The following is a 16317-nucleotide window of genomic DNA, read 5'->3' on the forward strand; positions in this document are numbered from 1 at the left end:
TTGAACAACGCTTGATTAACGGGCTGGTGCAACTCCGCCAGATGGGTTTCAATACTCACCACCATGAGAATCAGATCGTTACTCACACTACTCCCGCTGCTACTAATGAACTGCCAGATAGAGGCGGCCGGCTCTGCTGATCTCACGTTCCGTGACACCAGCGTCGTACTGACTCTTGAGGAGCTGGAGCTGCCTGAAAGTGAGCAGATGGGGCTCGCTGGCATCAGCTATCTGTTTAGACCAGAGCCCTGGTTCTATGTCGGTGGTTCCGCATACGGCGCGGCGACAGGCGAGCGCGGCGGTTTCTTCACGGGGGGGCTGACGGCCGGGCTTCAGAGCGATCCTGAGCGCTTGATCTCTCTCGATGGTGGTCTGTTTGTTGGTGGTGGTGGCGGTTCTGCCCCACAGGGTGGTGGTCTGATGATACGCCCCCACCTTGGCATCAGTCTCAATAGCGGTATCGGGAGTGTCGGGCTGCAATATTCAGTAGTTCAGTTTCCCAACGGCGATATCGAAAGCAGCCAGTTTGCTCTCTCTCTCTCTCAGCCAACCTCTCTGCTACTCGGCAAAGGGTGGCTTGATGAGGATCGCTTCTTCTGGGCATTCCGAAATCTTGATAGCGAACGGCGGCTCGCTCCACACTCGCGCAGATTCCTGGCAACTCTCAAGTATTACCAACCACCAGAGGGAACCGTAGGTGCGGCCGGCAGCTTGAAAGAGGATGGGCACGCGGTGGTCGGTTTTGAGTGGAACCGTGATTACGACAGTGGATTCTTCTACCGACTTGAATCATCCGGTGCGGCGGGGGGTACCAGTGACGGATTTGCTGAAATCCTCTTCGGTGGTGGCTATGGCATCTCACTGGCTGATCGGACCCGTCTGAAATTGGCTGTCGGTTTCGGCGCGGCAGGTGGCGGCGATGTGGAAACCGGTGGCGGAATTATTGCCGATAGCTATCTCGGTTTTGAGCACCAGTTTCAGAGCGGAATCTCCATCGGTGCCCGGGCTGGTTATCTAATTGCGCCAGACGGTGATTTCGAGGCGCTAACCTCTGCCCTGCAGCTCGGCTACTCCTTCGATGCACCCGATATCACGCCAGCTGGCGGCACGCTAGTGGCGCGTGACGAGTATGCACCTCAATTTATGCGCGTGCGGTTTATGCACCAGAGCTACCTGCCTGAGGAGGGAATGCGACGCAAGGGTGGGGCCGTTGATGATCGTCGCGTTGATCTGATCGGTGCCAAGTTCGACTACATGCTGAATAGGCACGTCTACCTGACCGGTCAGGCGATCTCCGCCTACGCTGGCGGTGCCGGTGGTTATGCCGTTGGCCTGCTCGGTGCGGGCGTTACTCGCCCCTTCTGGCGCCACAGCCGCTTGCAGTGGAATGCCGAGCTGACAGTGGGGGCCGCCGGTGGTGGCGGTCTGCCGGTCGGTGGTGGTTATATCGTCCAGCCGATGGCAGGTATCGAGTATCTACTCACACCGAATATGGGAGTGGCCCTTAACGGTGGTCTGATCTGGGCGCCGGAGGGAGAGCTGACGGCGGGTCTGGTTGAATTTGGGATCAATTACCGTTTCAGTACGGTCGAAAGGCAGTAGAATAGCCACCTAACAAATAGAGATGACATGAGTGTCATTGACGTTTCGGGATTCTGCGCCCATATTTACTGGCCGTGCCCCGGCAGAAACTGCTGCATGGATGAGCTCCCAAGGTTTGAAATGAATAAAGATAAGATCGTCGAATACTACGATACCTGTGACAAGGACTACCGACTCGTGTGGCACCTCGATCGCTGCATGGCGATGCATATGGGTTTCTGGGATGAGGATACCAAGCGCATCAGCGAAGCCCTGATTCGTGAAAACGATATCCTTGCGCAGCAAGCCAATATCACCCCTAACGACCGCGTACTCGATGCAGGCTGTGGTGTCGGTGGTAGTTCAATCCATCTGGCCAAGAACTACGGCTGTCACGTCACCGGCATTACCCTCAGCGGTAAACAGGTAGAGAGTGCTGAGCACTTTGCCGATCGCCACGGTGTCTCCGATAAAACCAATTTCCAGATCGCTGACTACACAAAGACCCCTTTTAAGGATGAGTCCTTTGACGTTATCTGGGCCGTCGAGAGTGTCTGTTACGCCCAGGACAAAAACGATTTCATCAAAGAGGCACACCGTCTGCTCAAGCCGGGTGGCCGTTTAATCGTGGCCGACGGCTTCCAGCGTGCCTCACCGCTATCACCCAAAGAGGAGCGCCTACTCTCAAAAAGCTATCTTGGCTGGGAGGTGCACAATCTTGAGACCGACGCACGCTTCAGAGATGGCATTGAATCGCACTCCTTCTCTAACATTCGTGAAGACGATGTGACGCCGATGGTAATGACCTCGTCACGTCGCCTGCACCTCTACTCCTACCTCGCCTTTTTCGTCAACATCTACGGATGGCTGAGAGGGCGTCGTGGCCGTGTCGAAATGGGAAACGTCGTCGCTGCCTACAATCAGTACAAGAGCCTCAAACGCGGCATCTGGACCTATAAGACCTTCTACGCCGAGAAAATCAGATAACCCATCTTTGCATGGTCGTGCAACTCTGAGAGCACTTTTTATCAAGAGTGTACGGAGCGCATACAGGCTTGATGGTGCTGGTAGTTGATTTCGAAAAATGTGTGACGCAGATTGATGCGTAAATTAATTATTCAGTCAATGCGTTGAATATTTCGAGGTGTTCCTGCTGTGATTCTTATGGTGATCTAATGCTTTTTCTGGATGGGTTGTTTGTGTTTCGATAATAGGTTGTGACGCTTTTGGATGCGCTAATACTTTAGCGCCCTCATTGAGAAGAAAGATTGCCGATGTGTTTGTGTGAGAAATATATATGAGATCAATAGCAAAAAGTTTATAAAATATTTGTTCCCAAAAGCGTTTTGAAGTACAAAGCTTATGATGCACTGATAAAAATACTGGGTCATATTGAACCTCCCCCAGTTTAACGGGTACTTTTAATAAGCGACAATGTCGCAATAGGAGTATCCAAATGACTAGAAAACGCAAGCCATATAAGACCTACACCAAAGAGTTCAAATTAGAAGCGGTTCGCCTGATGGATGAGTCTGATAGACCAGCCACTGATATCGCTATGGAGCTTGGTATTCGGCGTAATCAACTCTACAAATGGAAAGAGCAGTTATCGAATAAAGGAAACAAAGCCTTTGAAGGTCCGGGAAGGCCAAAGAAGCAGGATCAAAGCGAAGTCACCACCCTTCGCCAAGAGAATGAACGGCTGAAAGAGGAGCTTGAAATCCTAAAAAAAGCCGCCGCGTACTTTGCGAGGGATCTCAAGTGAAGTACGCCTTTATTCAATCGCTCAGCACAAAGCATCGAATTATACGGCTCTGTCATGCGCTTGATGTATCAGTGAATGGCTACTATTCATGGTGCAACCGACCTGAAAGCAAGCGCTCCATTGAGGATCGCCAGCTCACCGCTAAAATAAAGCTGTTTCACAAGGCAAGTCGGCAGATCTATGGATCGCCTCGCATCCATAAAGATCTGCAAGAGATGGGCGAACGTGTTGGTGTTAATCGTGTGGCCAGACTGATGAGGGCAAATGACATTGCCTCTAAGATGGCTAGAAAGTTTGTCATAACGACCAACTCAAAGAACACGATGCAGCCCGCACCTGGTCTGCTTAAGCGAGAGTTTGATGTGGAAAGACCCGATAAAGCCTGGGTGTCTGACACCACCTTCATACCGACACGGCAAGGTTGGCTTTATCTGGCCGTCATCATTGATCTCTATTCAAGGCATGTCATAGGCTGGGCGATGAGCAACCATAACAACACCCTGCTGGTGCAGGACGCACTCACGATGGCGATCTGGCGAAGAGGCCGAGTAGAGTCTGTAGTTGTGCACTCAGACCAGGGCAGCACCTATGCTTCAGGAGACTACCAGAGGTTGTTGAAAGAGAGCTCATTACGTTGCAGCATGAGCCGTAAAGGTGAATGCCTGGATAATGCGGTGGCGGAAAGTTTCTTCGGTACACTTAAGACCGAACTGGTAGATTACGAAGATTACAAAACCAAACAGGAAGCAAAGCAGAGTCTGTTTGAATACATCGAAGTCTTTTATAACAGACGCAGGCGTCACTCGTACTTGGGGTATGTAAGTCCTGCAGAATACGAGGCAAAGTGTGCCTCTTAATTATTTCATCCGTTAAACTGGGGAGCCTCATATCTATATATCAATGGATGGATTCAAAGCATGGATCAGAGAAGGCCGGTTGATGCTGATGGTAATCCGGTGCCGTGGATGAACTATTCGATTATTGGTGTTTTAAACGAAAGGCTGAATAGTAAGATGTCATTGTTTGAGTATGGTAGCGGATATTCAACATGCTACTTTGCGAATAGAGTTAAAAGCGTTACCTCTGTTGAGTACGATAAAAGTGGTTGTCTTTGGTTGAGGAAATGGTTCCTAGTAATGTGAAGCTTGTGTTTATGTCTAAAGATATTGATGGCGATTACTGTCGTGTGATTAGCTCCATGGATGAGAAGTTTGACGTAGTTATAGTGGACGGAAGAGATAGAGTGAATTGTATAAAGCAGAGTGCGAACGCTGACCGCCATGGATAGCGAAGCGAAGGCGGTTAGTCCGCGATAGTCGACGCCGTCTGCCTATTCGTAGTTGAGAGCGCGAGCGAACGACGAAGAAGATGCAGCAGCGGCTTTATGTCGGCGTAGAGTCACTGAGGGAGTTGTGTAGAGCCGCGAAGAGGTGATTACGCAACGTACGCAGGACGGTCGGGGCGCCGTAGGCATAAACGGTCGCGTTAAGTATTTGCCGCTTGCTTGGGCTTGGACGCCCAAAACAAGCTTCCGCAAAAATAGCGACTCCCCGGTGTATTAACCGAAATAGGCGTTATGATACTGGATGATTCGCACCGTGAACGATATGCGGAGGCTTTTACCTATGTGAGAAAGAAAGGTTTTAAGGTGTTAAGTTTACAAGGGTTGAAGGTGTCAGGATATGGTCTTGATCAAGCGACCATTATATACCGAGAAGGTAATTGTCTAGGCATTTAATGGTTGTGAATTGTTAGTATTTTCTATTAGTGTTTGTTTGTCGTTACTAGAAAATGGCTGGGATCTAGTGTGGCCGGTTGTTTGGGAAGCACATTCCGTTGTTAATTTTCGCAGAAGCTAGGAACGACAATCAGTTATATAGCAAAGGGATCTTCACTTGCGTACTAATAGTATTATCATTGCATAGTAGCGTGATCAGTTGACGATATCAGGGAGTATTCATGCCAGCAGATCTCGACGTCTATGTCGAACGCATCGCTACAGTTGCCAACTCAGACCACTACATCCTCTCGCGTCTGCTAAAGGGGCTCGCTGATAAGGGTTTGAGCTATCGTCTGCGGGATCGCTTCAATGGTCGTGATCTGGCACCGTGCGCCTTCATGCATATCGACCTGACCGAGGTACCCGAGCATTTTCATCGGATCGACCGGTACTATACCCGCGTGGTCAATGGCAAGGCACCCTCCATTGACCGTCGGCGCTACTCACGAGCGATGCTACAGCAGGATTCCTCCTATGGCGGCCCCGTCATCAGCAAGTCGATCTACAACCATCGCGGTGTGCCAGAGTTTAACTACTATCGTCGCCTAACGGTCCTGGCACGCATCGGTCACCTATTGAAGAAGCTGATCAAACCGCACTATAAACAGCTACGCTGCCCTGAGTATCAGGTTCATGCTGACCTCAATGAGGTACCAGAGTTGGTGTGGTCCAATAAAGAGCTGATGGTCGAACGCTTCCTACCAGGCTCACTTGAACTACCGATTGAGAAACACCGCTACAACTTCTTCTACGATTACGAATTCACCAGTCGCTCCGCCTTCGACTCGCTGCTCTGTGACCCTGCCAAGGTGGTCTCAGTTGATTCCTTTGAGGAAGTTCCTGATGAGGTGGCTGCCATACGCAAAATGCTCAATCTCGATTACGGTTCGATTGACTACTTCATGGTCGATGGTGGGCATTTGTCATCGATGCCAACAAGACAACGACAACGGGGATGAGTGGATCGAACGCATCCGCTGATAGCAGAATATATGCAGTGCATGCAGGATGAGATGATCAGGTATGTCAAAGATGAATAGGCCAGAGCAGGAGCGCTCTACAGCACCACACATCCGTGCCAGAGGCGGGGTCACGCGGTGGTGATCCTCGATATATACGTCGAACGTGTGAAGGCGTTTGGAGACGCCAACCACTACATCCTCTCGCGCCGCAGCCGTTCGAAGGCTGCCGGGCTGGAGTTATCGTCTGCGTGACCGTGTCGATGGCAACGATTTGGCACCCTGCGCGATGCTGCATGTCGATCTCACCGAGGTGCCGAAAAGTTTGCTGCCGTTGAGCAGCTCTATCCGCGTGTGATCAACGGTAAGGCGCTCTCGATCGCTAGAGAGCTCTATTCACAGTCAATAGTTGAGCGGGTGATCACATGCCGGGCCAGTTATTGCCAGTCGATCTATAACCATCGTGGCGTACCAGAGTTGAGCTACGAACGGCGAACAATCTTGTTGCGAGACTCGCATCAGTTTCTCAAAGCTGGTTAACCGCCACTACAAGGAGCAGCGCTGTCCCCACTATCAGGTCTTCGAATCGTTGGCGGCCGTCCCGAGGCGTGTGGGAAAACCGTGAACCAGATGGTGGAGCGATTCCTACCGGTTCGCTCGATTTTCCGATCACCAAGCAGCGCTACCCTTCTCCCGGGAGTGATGGAATGATCACCCGTAGCCGTTATAACTCACTGCTCTGTGATGATCACATGCTCTCTCATGAGGAGATAGAGGTGAGGGCCTGACCAAGAGCTTCCCAGGTGCGACGCGATCTGCACCTGGACTACGGGGCGATTGACTTCTTTATGATAGATGGCCGCGCCTACGTGGAGTCGATGCCAATAAAACCACTCACCGTGAATGACCACTTTATTCAGACATACCCTTTGTCGCACGGTTGATGGACAGACTGGCTGGAAGATCTGATCGCCTTCGTTCGAGATCAGTGATAGTTGCTTAATGTTGGAACAGATGATGCAAGATCAAGCGCCCCTCAACGACACTGATAGCACATGTACTGGAGAGCCCCGAGGCGTTGATCGACCTCTACCCAGGCCTTCAGAGAAACGTTTTGCCAGGGCGAGCACTGTTTGCTGGCAATGCCGTGATGGCACGTTGTGAGATGGGTACCGGGGCGGGAGTCGAACCGATCGATGCCGCGCTACCGGAGCAGGAGGAGTATGGCGAAGAGAATAGCCGGTCTGAAGGCTGGGTTTAATGCCAGGGTCGAACGAAACGGCCATATCGCCGTGGTAACTGCCGACTACCGATTCACCGTCGACCGAGAAGTGCGCGAGGGGGTGGATGTGTTAACCCTGGTAGGCGACGCGCGGGGCTGGCAGATCGTCTCGCTGGTCTACGAACAGCACTCACTCAGGAGTATCTGATTCATTCAGGGTGACTGAATCGATCGGTGGCTGCTTAACACTCGGCCAGCTTCTCAGACTCCCGAACAGGGAAGAGCGCCAGATCCTCCACATCGAGACGGATGCCGATCTTCTCTCCCAAAATTGTGATTGTGGTGGCTCTGCACCATACAGAGAATCTCCTGACCGCTCGGCAGTAGCAGGGTATAGAGATACTCGGCGCCGCGAAAATCCTTACCCTTCACCTCTAGCTGCAGTTTGCTCTCATCATCATGAATCACATCGTCGGGGCGCAGTAGCAGTTCAACCTCGGCGCTGCTGTGGCAGGAGGCGGGCACCGCCTCGCCGATGATGCCGAGCTCGGTCTGAATGCGCCCACCTTCGACAATCTGACCCGGTAGCATGACGCCCTGGCCGATGAAGCCGGCAACAAAGCGGTTGCTCGGGTTGTGGTAAGTGGTGTAACCGTTGGCCCACTGGTGCAGTCGACCCTCACCCACCACACCGATGGAGTCGGCCATCGCAAACGCCTCCATCTGATCGTGAGTCACCAGAATGGCGGTGATGTTGTCGCGCTTGAGCAGATTGCGCACCTCACGTGCCAACTGTTCCCGCAGTTCGGTATCGAGGCTGGAGAAGGGCTCATCCATCAGCAAGATCTCTGGACGTGGCGCCATCGCTCGGATCAGTGCGATGCGTTGCTGCTGTCCGCCGGAGAGCTGGTGTGGATGCACGTTCGCCAGATGTGACATGCCCACTAATGACAATAGCTCTTCGACTCGTGCGCTGCGTTCTGCACCGTTCATATGTTCAAGACCGAAGCCGACATTTTTCGCCACACTCAGATGGGGGAAGAGGGCGAACTCCTGGAACACCATGCCGATGCGGCGCTGCTCGGGTGATAGCGTTTGGCCGACGGCCGAGACGCTGCGCCCATGCAGATCGATCTCACCGCTGGAGAGCGGTTCAAACCCTGCAATGGCGCGCAGCAGGGAGGTCTTGCCGCAGCCGCTTGGCCCGAGCAGACAGCCGATCTCACCGGAGGCGAGTGAGAACGACACCCCTTCGATAACGGTTTTATTGCCGTAGGCGACGGCAGCGTCTCTTACATCAAGTTGCATCATGGTCTCTGGCCCTTGAGATGGAACGGCTGAGAAGAATTACGGGAACGATTCCGGCGACGACGATTGCAAGCGCAGCGGCAGAGGCGTCTGCGAGGCGCTCATCGGCGGCCAGCTCGTAGGCACGCACCGCCAGGGTGTTGAAGTTAAACGGACGTAAGATCAGCGTCGCTGGCAGTTCTTTAAGCACATCTACAAACACCAGCAGCAGGGCGGTGAGCAGACTCCCCTTGAGGATCGGAATATGGACCCTGCCGAGGATCGCCAATGGACGAAGGCCCATCGACTGCGCCGCCTCATCCATAGAGGGGGTGATGCGCTGCAGCCCGGTCTCGACCGCATTCAGAGAGACGGCGAGAAAGCGCACCATGTAGGCAAATAGCAGTGCCGCCACGGTGCCGCTCAGCAGCAGTCCGGTGGAGATATCAAACTCGGCTCGCATCCAGCTATCGAGGGCATTGTCGAACCAGCCAAAGGGGATCACCACGCCGACCGCAATAACAGTGCCCGGCACCGCGTAACCCAGCCCGGCACTGCGCACCGCAAAGCGTACCGGTCGGGTTGGGCGTAGGCGGCGACCGTAACCGAGCAGTAGTGCCAGAAAGAGTGCCAGCACGGCGGCGGCTGCAGCGAGCCCGACGCTGTGCAACACCAGCTCGGCAAAGCGCCCATCGACACTATCCTCAAAGGTTGCCACGGCCCAGAAACCGAGCTGTCCAGCCGGTAGGAGGAAACCAAACAACAGTGGCCCGAGGCAGAAGAACAGGGCAAAAAGAGATCGCCAGCCGTGCAGTGGGTAGCGTTTGATTGGCTGCTGTTTGTGCCCAGTGTGGTGATAGCGCGCCTGTTTGCGTGAGATTCGCTCCAGGCTCAGTAGCACAAAGACAAACAGCAGTAGGATCGCCGAGAGCTGCGCCGCCGCAGCGGCATTATCGAGTCCATACCAGGTACGGAATATGCCGGTGGTGAAGGTGGAAACACCGAAGTATTGCACTGTGCCGTAGTCGGCCAACGTCTCCATCAACACCAGTGAGAGACCGGCGACGATCGAGGGGCGGGCCAGCGGCAGGGCGACGCTGTAGAAGGTGCGCCACGGTCCCTTGCCCAGGCTACGACTCACCTCTGTCACACAGAGTGACTGCTCGATGAAGGCGGTGCGAGTCAGCAGGTAGACGTAGGGGTAGAGCACCAGTGCCAGCATGATCGCTGCCCCCTCAATGGAGCGTATCTCGGGGAACCAGTAGTCGCCATAACCCCAACCAGTCAGCTCGCGTAGTGCACCCTGTAGCGGACCGGCGAAGTCGAACATGCCGGTGTAGGTGTAGGCGATGATATAGGCGGGGATCGCCATCGGCAGTAGTAGCGCCCACTCGAACAGACGACGACCTGGGAACTCGGTCATCGTGACCAGCCATGCGGTGCCAACCCCCATTACCAATGTGCCGAGTGTTACCCCTACCATCAGCAGCAGCGAATTGACCACATAGTCGCGCAGTACCGTCTCAACCAGGTGATCCCATACCGCACCAGCGGGCACAAACAGGTTTGCCACAATGACAAAAACCGGCAGCGCCAGAATCAGGGCGGTGCCGGTTACGCTCGTACTCCAGTAGTTAAATCTAATCATCTAAATAAAGATGCCCGATAGCGCTCCGTCAGCGCTATCGGGCCATGCCTACATCCTGTTTGTATTACGGTTACTTCCAGCCTGCGCGATCCATCAGCATCACGGCGTTGGGGTTGAGATTTCCGAGCTGACTCAGGTTGAGCGTGTCGGCCTTGAAGTGGCCCCATGATTCAAGAACCGAGCTGGTGGCGATGTTATCACGCACAGGGTACTCGCCATTCTTCTCTGCATACCACTGCTGCGAGGCATCACTGGCAAGAAACTCGATCAGTTTGACCGCATTAGCACTGTTCTTGCTCGCCGAGGTGATTGCGGCACCGGAGATATTCACATGGGTGCCACGTCCATCCTGATTGGGCCAGAAGAGCCCCATCTTCCCTGCGGCAGCGCGCTGCGCCTCATCTTTGGAGGTGAGCATACCGGCCAGATAATAGGTGTTAGCCACGGCGATATCACACTGCCCGGCAGCCGCTGCCTTGATTTGATCGCGATCACCACCCTTGGGGGTGCGGGCGAGATTGGCCGCCATCCCCTTGGCCCAGGTCTCAGTCTCTGCTTCGCCGTTACTGGCGATCAATGAGGCGACCAGTGACTGGTTGTAGATATTGCTTGAGGAGCGGATACAGATTCGCTTCTTCCACTTCCGCTGACCGCCATGGAGAGCGAAGTGAGGGCGGTTAGTCCCGATAGTCGACGCCGTCTGCATATTCGTAGTTGAGAGCGCGAGCGGACGACGAAGAAGATGCAGCAGCGGCTTTATGTCGGCGTAGAGTCACTGAGGGAGTTGTGTAGAGCCGCGAAGAGGTGATTACGCAACGTACGCAGGACGGTCGGGGCGCCGAAGGCATAAACGGTCGCGTGAAGTTTTGCTGTTTGCTTGGGCTTGGATGCCCAAAACAAACTTTCGCAAAATAGCGACTCCCCGGGGATCAGCCAGCGCCTCATAACTTGAAAGTTCTGCAGGATCGACCTTGCCCTTTACGTAGAGGATTGGACGCGAGCGTAGTGAGAGGCCATACCAGTGGCCCTCGGGATCGCGATAGCTGGCAGGGACCAGCTTCTCGAGCGTTGCCGAATCGAAGCTACGGGTGACACCAGCGCTCTTGGCGCGGTGCAGACGTCCGGCATCGGTGGTCAGCAGCACGTCTGCGGGGGTGTTGCGACCCTCGCTCTTGAGGCGTTTGAGCAGCGCATCGGCCTTACCGGTGACCAGATTGACCGTAATACCTGTTTCACTGGTGAAGCGATCGAGCAGCGGTTTGATCAGAGCCTCTTTACGTGCCGAGTAGAGGTTAACCTCGCCGCTGGCAGCGGCGGTCAGGGGGAGTGCCACGGCAGCGGTGGTGGCGAGCGCGGCGATCAGCTGTTTCAGGTTCAACATCTTCGTTTCCTCAATTTCGACAGTAGTTATCTTGAAATAGATACTATTGCGAATCGTTCTCATTTGCAGTGATAGAGTGATTCTAAATCTGAGCGGTGTCGAGAGAGGGTTAAGCGCAGCCTAAATCTCGTCTCTTTGTAGTACGCCCTAACCGCGAATGCGAATAGCGATGGTGACCTTTCACCGTAGATCGGCTGGTCCTGATTCGAATCTTTGACTACGCTCAAACTAAATAATCAGAAAATGACATATCCATATGAAAGTAATGGTAAATATCTCACCTCGGACACGTTTTTAGTGTTGGCGAGTCTGGCCTTGATACCGCTGCTCGGCATCATGTCGTTGGTGCTGGTGAGCACCTACTTCCCCGTATTCAAGGCGATGGACAATATCGTCTACGAATCGATGGAGGAGATGATGCCGCTGGTACGGCTCGAAAATGCGCTGCACCGATCCGTGATGCCACCGAACGACTATCTGATCCACCAGAATCCGGAGGAGAGGGAGAACTGGAAGCGATTAATCGCATCAGTTGATAACCAGCTTCAAGCGGCAATGGAGAAGATGAAGTTCGAGGAGGAGCGTAGCGCGCTGCAGGAGATAGAACAGAGTTGGCAGCAGAGAAGAAGCGAAGGGTGGGCGATTATTAATAATCCAGAGGGGCTCTCAGCGCTTCAACTCGGTGAGGCGATGGAGCAGTTTGATGCCAATATGTATCAGCTCATTGACCAGATCGAGGTGCAACATGAAGAGATGCACCAGTTTATTCACCACGAGTACTTGCGCACAAAGGGCTCAAGACGAGGGCACTGCTTGTCACAGTGCTGACACTGCTCGTTACCCTGGCGGGAGGCTTCTACGCCAGTCTCTATCTCAACCGCGATAGGAAGAAGCTAGTTGCTGAAAATGAGCAAGACCCACTGACAGGCGTGCACAATCGCCGCGCCTTTGAGGCGAGGGTCAAATCGCTGGAGCGATATACGCTGACGCTGATCAATACACACTACTCGATGGTGATGTTCGATATCGATCACTTTAAAAGATCAATGACCAGTATGGCCATCAGACGGGCGATACGGCGATCTGTCATATCAGCCATCTGGTTGAGAAGATGATGCGGGAGGATGATTTCCTCGCACGGTGGGGAGAGGAGTTTGTACTGCTACTGCAAAACACCGACAAGAATACTGCTGCCAAGGTCGCCGAACGTGTGCGTACAGCGATTATGAACCACCCCGTACTGGCCAAGGAGCAGGGCGAGATTGCATTGACCGTCAGCCTGGGCGTCTCGACCTATCCTGAGGATGGGACCAATGCAGACGAAATACTTGAAGCCGCTGACACAGCGCTCTACCGTGCAAAAGGGAATGGTCGCAACTGTGTAATGATGGCCTGATGCAGAGATTGAAGGCGATCCTGAGGCTAAATCACTCGACGGTTAAACAATCACCTACTAGGTGAGCAGAAGCCACCATGAGGCGGTTAACGCAATTCAGGTTGTCTCAGCACCTTCTCGTTGATCAGGTAATCTATCAATAATCTCTAATTCACCGGCTGTAGGCCAAAGCGATATCTACAGGCGGATAACTCTCTACTGTACAAAACGCCCGTTTGGAGATTTTGTTGCATCAAAATGGCAGCGGTTACTGCTCGAACCAATCTTGGTAAAGTGACGTCATGAAGGGCAAATGGTCATATGGCGGGCTGTTCATGCTGTTGAGCATGCTCCTGGTCCAGCCAGCGGTGCAGGCCGCTGAAGTGAAGGTAGCGGTAGCCGCCAACTTTACCTCGGCGGCTCGAGATCTATTACCGCTGTTTGAACAGACGACCGGACATACCGCTCGCGTTAGTTTCGGCTCCACCGGTAAGCTCTATGCACAGATCGAACACGGAGCACCGTTTGGTCCTCCTGGCGGCTGACAGAGAACGCCCGTTACGTGCCGAGAATGAAGGGCTGGCGGTCGCGGGAACACGTGTCACCTATGCCATCGGCAGAATCGCCTTCTGGAGTCCGAAATCGAATCAGTTTGTGAACGCAGAGCGCTATCTGCAGCAGGCGCAATTCAAACGCGCAGCGATCGCCAACCCCAACACGGCCCCTATGGTCTGGCAGCGAAGCAGGTGCTGGAGCAGTTGAGATTGTGGCAAAAGATAGAGCCGAAGCTGGTGCGTGGTGAATCCATTGCACAGACCTTCCAGTTCACCGCAACCGGAAATGTTGATGCCGGTTTTGTTGCGTTGTCGCAGGTTGATGCGTGGCAGGCGAAGGGAGGAAGTCTCTGGGTCGTACCGCAGGACTACTATGCACGATCGAGCAGCAGGCCGTGCTGCTGAGTCGAGAGCGTGATAATCCGGCGGCGATCGCCTTTATCAAATTCCTGAGAAGTGTAGCGGCACGCAAGGTAATATCCTCCTACGGGTATGGCGTGGAGTGATTATTATCTTTTACTTCGCGCCCCTTTGCGTACTTTGCGGCTAAATATACATACGAGAGTGATCAATGCCATTTGACTGGACACCCGTCTGGCTGACGCTGAAACTGGCGAGTGTCACCACAATTTTCCTGCTAATGATCGGCACCCCGATCGCCTGGTGGCTGTCGCAAACAGAGTCGCGCTTTAAACACGCCATCAGCGCTGTAGTCGCACTACCGCTGGTGTTGCCACCCACGGTGCTCGGCTTCTATCTTCTGGTCTTCCTCGGCCCCAATGGCCCCGGAGGACAGCTCACCCAGGCGCTCGGCATCGGCACGCTTCCCTTTACCTTTAGCGGTCTGGTCTTCGCATCGGTGCTCTATTCGCTTCCCTTCGTCGTACAGCCACTACAGAACGCCTTTGAGGCGTTGGGAAAACGTCCGCTGGAGGTGGCCGCCACACTGCGCGCATCAAAATCAGACCGTTTTTTCAACGTCGCCGTACCCTTGGCTCGGCCCGGTTTCCTCACCGCAATGGTGCTCGGTTTTGCACACACCGTCGGAGAGTTTGGCGTGGTGCTGATGATTGGTGGCAACATCCCAGGTGAGACCAAGGTGCTCTCGGTCGCCATCTACGACCACGTTGAAACACTTGAATATGGTCAGGCACATCTTCTCTCTGCCGGTATGATCGGCTTTGCATTCACAGTATTGCTGGCGCTCTACCTGCTGAACGGGCGAGTCTCTCGCGGTGAAGCTGGATGAGTGAGATCGAAGCACAATTTGATATGCAGCTCGGTGAATTCACTCTGAATGTTGAGCTGACACTACCGGGGCAGGGCGTCATTGCGCTATTCGGTGACTCCGGTTCAGGCAAGACAACACTGCTGCGTGCCATTGCAGGCCTGGAGCAGGCGTCGGGCAGCCTCAGCGTCAATGGTGAGGTGTGGCAGAGTGAGGCCCACTTCATGCCGGTACACCAGCGCCCGATCGGTTACGTCTTTCAGGAGGCGAGTCTCTTCTCACATCTCAATGTCAGGCAGAACCTCGCCTTCGGTCTAAAGCGCATCCCCAGGGCTGCACGTCAGATCGAGATGAGCCAGGTGGTCGAGTGGCTCGGTATTGAGCATCTGCTTAAACGTATGCCGCAGCACCTCTCTGGTGGTGAGCGTCAACGTGTTGCCATAGGACGTGCCCTACTTACCAGTCCACGACTGCTGATGATGGACGAACCGCTCTCGGCACTCGATGAGCGCAGCAAGCACGACATCCTCCCCTATCTGGAGCGGTTGCATGACGAGCTGGCGATCCCGGTGCTCTACGTCAGCCACTCGGTCAAAGAGGTTTCGCGCCTTGCCGACCACATGGTCTGGCTGGAGCAGGGGCGGGTGAAGGCGAGCGGTTCGCTGCAGCAGATGATGAGCAACCTGGAGCTGGCCATCTCCCACGAGGATGAGGCCTCAGCGGTGCTCGAGACCGAGGTGGTTGGCCATGACGAGGAGTACCAGCTCACCATCCTTGAGAGCCGCTTCGGCAAGCTGCAGGTGCGTCGCTGCGACAAGGCAGTCGGTGAGAAGGTGCGAGTCAACATACCCGCCAAGGATGTCAGCCTTAGCCTCGATCATGAGGAGCGCAGCAGCATCCTTAACATCTGGGAGGCCGTTGTTATCGAGGTGGCCGATGCCGGCCACGGTCAGGTGATGGCAAAGCTCTGCTGCCCGGAGAATGTGGGCAATCAACCGCTGCTGGCACGCATTACCCGCAAGTCACGCGACAAGCTCGACGTGAAGCTCGGTACACAGCTCTATGCACGGATCAAGAGTGTTGGTCTACTCGACTGATGTGAGCAAAGAGACGCAGTGAGTGTTGGAACAGGGCAGGTACTCGCTGTACTGCGTGAGGCAGGTATCGACTACGAGCAGAACTATCACATTGGTACCCACCGTCCGCTGATCCAGATGAGTGGAAGGGTCTTTATACCGAGGTGATTTCGGTAGCCCGGATGGAGCTTATGCGTAATCCGGGGTTTATAAGAACTTACCTGTTTTCTGTTTCCCGGATTACGTTTTATTCCATCCGGGCTACGCTCTAGTTGCCGTTGATTTTCAGCATGGTCATCAACTTCTGATCACACTCTGCGCTACGGACTATGCTGCCACCCTTCTGCTCTAGCACAGCGCGAATCTGTCCGAAGATATTCTTGCCCAGCTCCGAGGCGAAGTGGTCCATCTGGTAACCGGCACCAATGTTGCTCGGGAGCTTGTGGTAGAACATCGCTGGT

At 54.1% G+C, this 16317-nt stretch carries 20 protein-coding genes and 3 pseudogenes; 16 read left to right on the top strand and 7 right to left on the bottom strand.

Going from position 1 to position 16317, the window contains the following annotated elements; genetic code table 11:
• Positions 1–63 precede the first annotated feature (63 nt).
• The 4 genes from HUE57_RS04205 to HUE57_RS04220 all read left to right on the top strand — a co-directional run bounded on the left by HUE57_RS04205 (position 64) and on the right by HUE57_RS04220 (position 4203).
• Positions 64–1602: a hypothetical protein gene (locus tag HUE57_RS04205; protein WP_135622347.1), complete on the top strand. Its 1539-nt coding sequence runs from the start codon at positions 64–66 to the stop codon at positions 1600–1602.
• Positions 1603–1722: 120 nt separating this feature from the next.
• The gene (locus HUE57_RS04210) at positions 1723–2568 is read left to right on the top strand and encodes an SAM-dependent methyltransferase (RefSeq protein WP_174672766.1); all 846 of its coding nucleotides are present in this window, start codon (positions 1723–1725) and stop codon (positions 2566–2568) included.
• A 469-nt stretch (positions 2569–3037) separates the two neighbouring features.
• Positions 3038–3346 (top strand): transposase, encoded by a 309-nt coding sequence (locus tag HUE57_RS04215; RefSeq protein ID WP_174672767.1) that lies wholly within the window; start codon positions 3038–3040, stop codon positions 3344–3346.
• Entirely contained in the window at positions 3343–4203 is an 861-nt protein-coding gene (locus HUE57_RS04220; protein ID WP_174672768.1) for an IS3 family transposase, read from the top strand. Before HUE57_RS04215 ends, HUE57_RS04220 begins: the two co-directional genes overlap by 4 nt.
• 473 nt (positions 4204–4676) lie before the next feature.
• On the opposite strand, the gene HUE57_RS04225 is transcribed toward HUE57_RS04220, so the two are convergent.
• On the bottom strand, positions 4677–4883 hold the full coding sequence (locus tag HUE57_RS04225) for a hypothetical protein (protein ID WP_174672769.1): 207 nt from the start codon (positions 4881–4883) through the stop codon (positions 4677–4679).
• A 422-nt stretch (positions 4884–5305) separates the two neighbouring features.
• On the opposite strand from HUE57_RS04225, the gene HUE57_RS04230 reads away from it, so the two are divergent.
• The 5 genes from HUE57_RS04230 to HUE57_RS04250 all read left to right on the top strand — a co-directional run bounded on the left by HUE57_RS04230 (position 5306) and on the right by HUE57_RS04250 (position 7515).
• Positions 5306–6085 carry a hypothetical protein gene (locus HUE57_RS04230; RefSeq protein ID WP_174672770.1) on the top strand — a complete coding sequence of 260 codons (780 nt, stop codon included), beginning with the start codon at positions 5306–5308 and terminating at the stop codon, positions 6083–6085.
• Between the two features lie 178 nt (positions 6086–6263).
• Positions 6264–6443 carry a hypothetical protein gene (locus tag HUE57_RS04235; RefSeq protein WP_174672771.1) on the top strand — a complete coding sequence of 60 codons (180 nt, stop codon included), beginning with the start codon at positions 6264–6266 and terminating at the stop codon, positions 6441–6443.
• A 250-nt stretch (positions 6444–6693) separates the two neighbouring features.
• On the top strand, positions 6694–6873 hold the full coding sequence (locus HUE57_RS04240) for a hypothetical protein (RefSeq protein ID WP_174672772.1): 180 nt from the start codon (positions 6694–6696) through the stop codon (positions 6871–6873).
• Between the two features lie 290 nt (positions 6874–7163).
• Positions 7164–7346: a hypothetical protein gene (locus tag HUE57_RS04245; protein ID WP_174672773.1), complete on the top strand. Its 183-nt coding sequence runs from the start codon at positions 7164–7166 to the stop codon at positions 7344–7346.
• Positions 7309–7515, top strand: coding sequence for a hypothetical protein (locus HUE57_RS04250; RefSeq protein ID WP_174672774.1), 207 nt, complete (start codon positions 7309–7311; stop codon positions 7513–7515). The genes HUE57_RS04245 and HUE57_RS04250 overlap by 38 nt, the downstream gene beginning before the upstream one ends.
• Positions 7516–7568: 53 nt before the next feature.
• Here HUE57_RS04250 and HUE57_RS04255 read toward each other — a convergent pair whose 3' ends face one another.
• From HUE57_RS04255 to HUE57_RS04275, 5 genes and pseudogenes are all read right to left on the bottom strand, one after another.
• On the bottom strand, positions 7569–8618 hold the full coding sequence (locus HUE57_RS04255) for an ABC transporter ATP-binding protein (protein ID WP_320416274.1): 1050 nt from the start codon (positions 8616–8618) through the stop codon (positions 7569–7571).
• Positions 8605–10242, bottom strand: coding sequence for an ABC transporter permease (locus HUE57_RS04260; RefSeq protein WP_078484385.1), 1638 nt, complete (start codon positions 10240–10242; stop codon positions 8605–8607). The genes HUE57_RS04255 and HUE57_RS04260 overlap by 14 nt, the downstream gene beginning before the upstream one ends.
• Positions 10243–10312: 70 nt before the next feature.
• On the bottom strand, positions 10313–10948 hold the full coding sequence (locus HUE57_RS04265) for an extracellular solute-binding protein (protein WP_174672775.1): 636 nt from the start codon (positions 10946–10948) through the stop codon (positions 10313–10315).
• Complete coding sequence (locus tag HUE57_RS04270; RefSeq protein ID WP_174672776.1) at positions 10920–11090, bottom strand: hypothetical protein; 171 nt, start codon at positions 11088–11090, stop codon at positions 10920–10922. The genes HUE57_RS04265 and HUE57_RS04270 overlap by 29 nt, the downstream gene beginning before the upstream one ends.
• Positions 11091–11167: 77 nt before the next feature.
• A pseudogene (locus HUE57_RS04275) lies at positions 11168–11623 on the bottom strand (extracellular solute-binding protein); the annotation flags it as partial.
• A 300-nt stretch (positions 11624–11923) separates the two neighbouring features.
• Here HUE57_RS04275 and HUE57_RS04280 point away from each other — a divergent pair.
• The 7 genes and pseudogenes from HUE57_RS04280 to HUE57_RS19550 all read left to right on the top strand — a co-directional run bounded on the left by HUE57_RS04280 (position 11924) and on the right by HUE57_RS19550 (position 16024).
• Positions 11924–12451, top strand: a complete 528-nt coding sequence (locus HUE57_RS04280) for a hypothetical protein (protein WP_174672778.1) — start codon at positions 11924–11926, stop codon at positions 12449–12451.
• A gap of 101 nt (positions 12452–12552) precedes the next feature.
• Positions 12553–13019 (top strand): annotated as a pseudogene (locus HUE57_RS04290) (GGDEF domain-containing protein).
• A 281-nt stretch (positions 13020–13300) separates the two neighbouring features.
• Positions 13301–13543, top strand: coding sequence for a substrate-binding domain-containing protein (locus HUE57_RS19915; RefSeq protein ID WP_320416275.1), 243 nt, complete (start codon positions 13301–13303; stop codon positions 13541–13543).
• A pseudogene (gene modA, locus HUE57_RS20055) lies at positions 13497–14058 on the top strand (molybdate ABC transporter substrate-binding protein). The gene HUE57_RS19915 and the pseudogene modA overlap by 47 nt, the downstream one beginning before the upstream one ends.
• A 65-nt stretch (positions 14059–14123) precedes the next feature.
• Positions 14124–14801: a molybdate ABC transporter permease subunit gene (gene modB, locus HUE57_RS04300; RefSeq protein WP_174672780.1), complete on the top strand. Its 678-nt coding sequence runs from the start codon at positions 14124–14126 to the stop codon at positions 14799–14801.
• Positions 14798–15877, top strand: coding sequence for a molybdenum ABC transporter ATP-binding protein (gene modC / locus HUE57_RS04305; protein WP_078484389.1), 1080 nt, complete (start codon positions 14798–14800; stop codon positions 15875–15877). The genes modB and modC overlap by 4 nt, the downstream gene beginning before the upstream one ends.
• An 18-nt stretch (positions 15878–15895) precedes the next feature.
• Positions 15896–16024 carry a hypothetical protein gene (locus tag HUE57_RS19550; RefSeq protein WP_272902013.1) on the top strand — a complete coding sequence of 43 codons (129 nt, stop codon included), beginning with the start codon at positions 15896–15898 and terminating at the stop codon, positions 16022–16024.
• Between the two features lie 100 nt (positions 16025–16124).
• Here HUE57_RS19550 and HUE57_RS04310 read toward each other — a convergent pair whose 3' ends face one another.
• Complete coding sequence (locus HUE57_RS04310) at positions 16125–16310, bottom strand: hypothetical protein (protein WP_174672781.1); 186 nt, start codon at positions 16308–16310, stop codon at positions 16125–16127.
• Positions 16311–16317 lie beyond the last annotated feature (7 nt).

It is taken from the genome of Candidatus Reidiella endopervernicosa, from assembly GCF_013343005.1.
Classification (GTDB): Bacteria; Pseudomonadota; Gammaproteobacteria.

Coding starts and splice junctions, on each gene's coding strand:
- HUE57_RS04205 (WP_135622347.1), top strand. CDS start 64: ATGAGAATCAGATCGTTACTCACACTACTCCCGCTGCTACTAATGAAC.
- HUE57_RS04210 (WP_174672766.1), top strand. CDS start 1,723: ATGAATAAAGATAAGATCGTCGAATACTACGATACCTGTGACAAGGAC.
- HUE57_RS04215 (WP_174672767.1), top strand. CDS start 3,038: ATGACTAGAAAACGCAAGCCATATAAGACCTACACCAAAGAGTTCAAA.
- HUE57_RS04230 (WP_174672770.1), top strand. CDS start 5,306: ATGCCAGCAGATCTCGACGTCTATGTCGAACGCATCGCTACAGTTGCC.
- HUE57_RS04250 (WP_174672774.1), top strand. CDS start 7,309: ATGGCGAAGAGAATAGCCGGTCTGAAGGCTGGGTTTAATGCCAGGGTC.
- HUE57_RS04255 (WP_320416274.1), bottom strand. CDS start 8,618: ATGATGCAACTTGATGTAAGAGACGCTGCCGTCGCCTACGGCAATAAA.
- HUE57_RS04260 (WP_078484385.1), bottom strand. CDS start 10,242: ATGATTAGATTTAACTACTGGAGTACGAGCGTAACCGGCACCGCCCTG.
- HUE57_RS04265 (WP_174672775.1), bottom strand. CDS start 10,948: ATGCAGACGGCGTCGACTATCGGGACTAACCGCCCTCACTTCGCTCTC.
- HUE57_RS04270 (WP_174672776.1), bottom strand. CDS start 11,090: ATGCCTTCGGCGCCCCGACCGTCCTGCGTACGTTGCGTAATCACCTCT.
- HUE57_RS19915 (WP_320416275.1), top strand. CDS start 13,301: ATGAAGGGCAAATGGTCATATGGCGGGCTGTTCATGCTGTTGAGCATG.
- modB (WP_174672780.1), top strand. CDS start 14,124: ATGCCATTTGACTGGACACCCGTCTGGCTGACGCTGAAACTGGCGAGT.
- modC (WP_078484389.1), top strand. CDS start 14,798: ATGAGTGAGATCGAAGCACAATTTGATATGCAGCTCGGTGAATTCACT.
- HUE57_RS04310 (WP_174672781.1), bottom strand. CDS start 16,310: ATGTTCTACCACAAGCTCCCGAGCAACATTGGTGCCGGTTACCAGATG.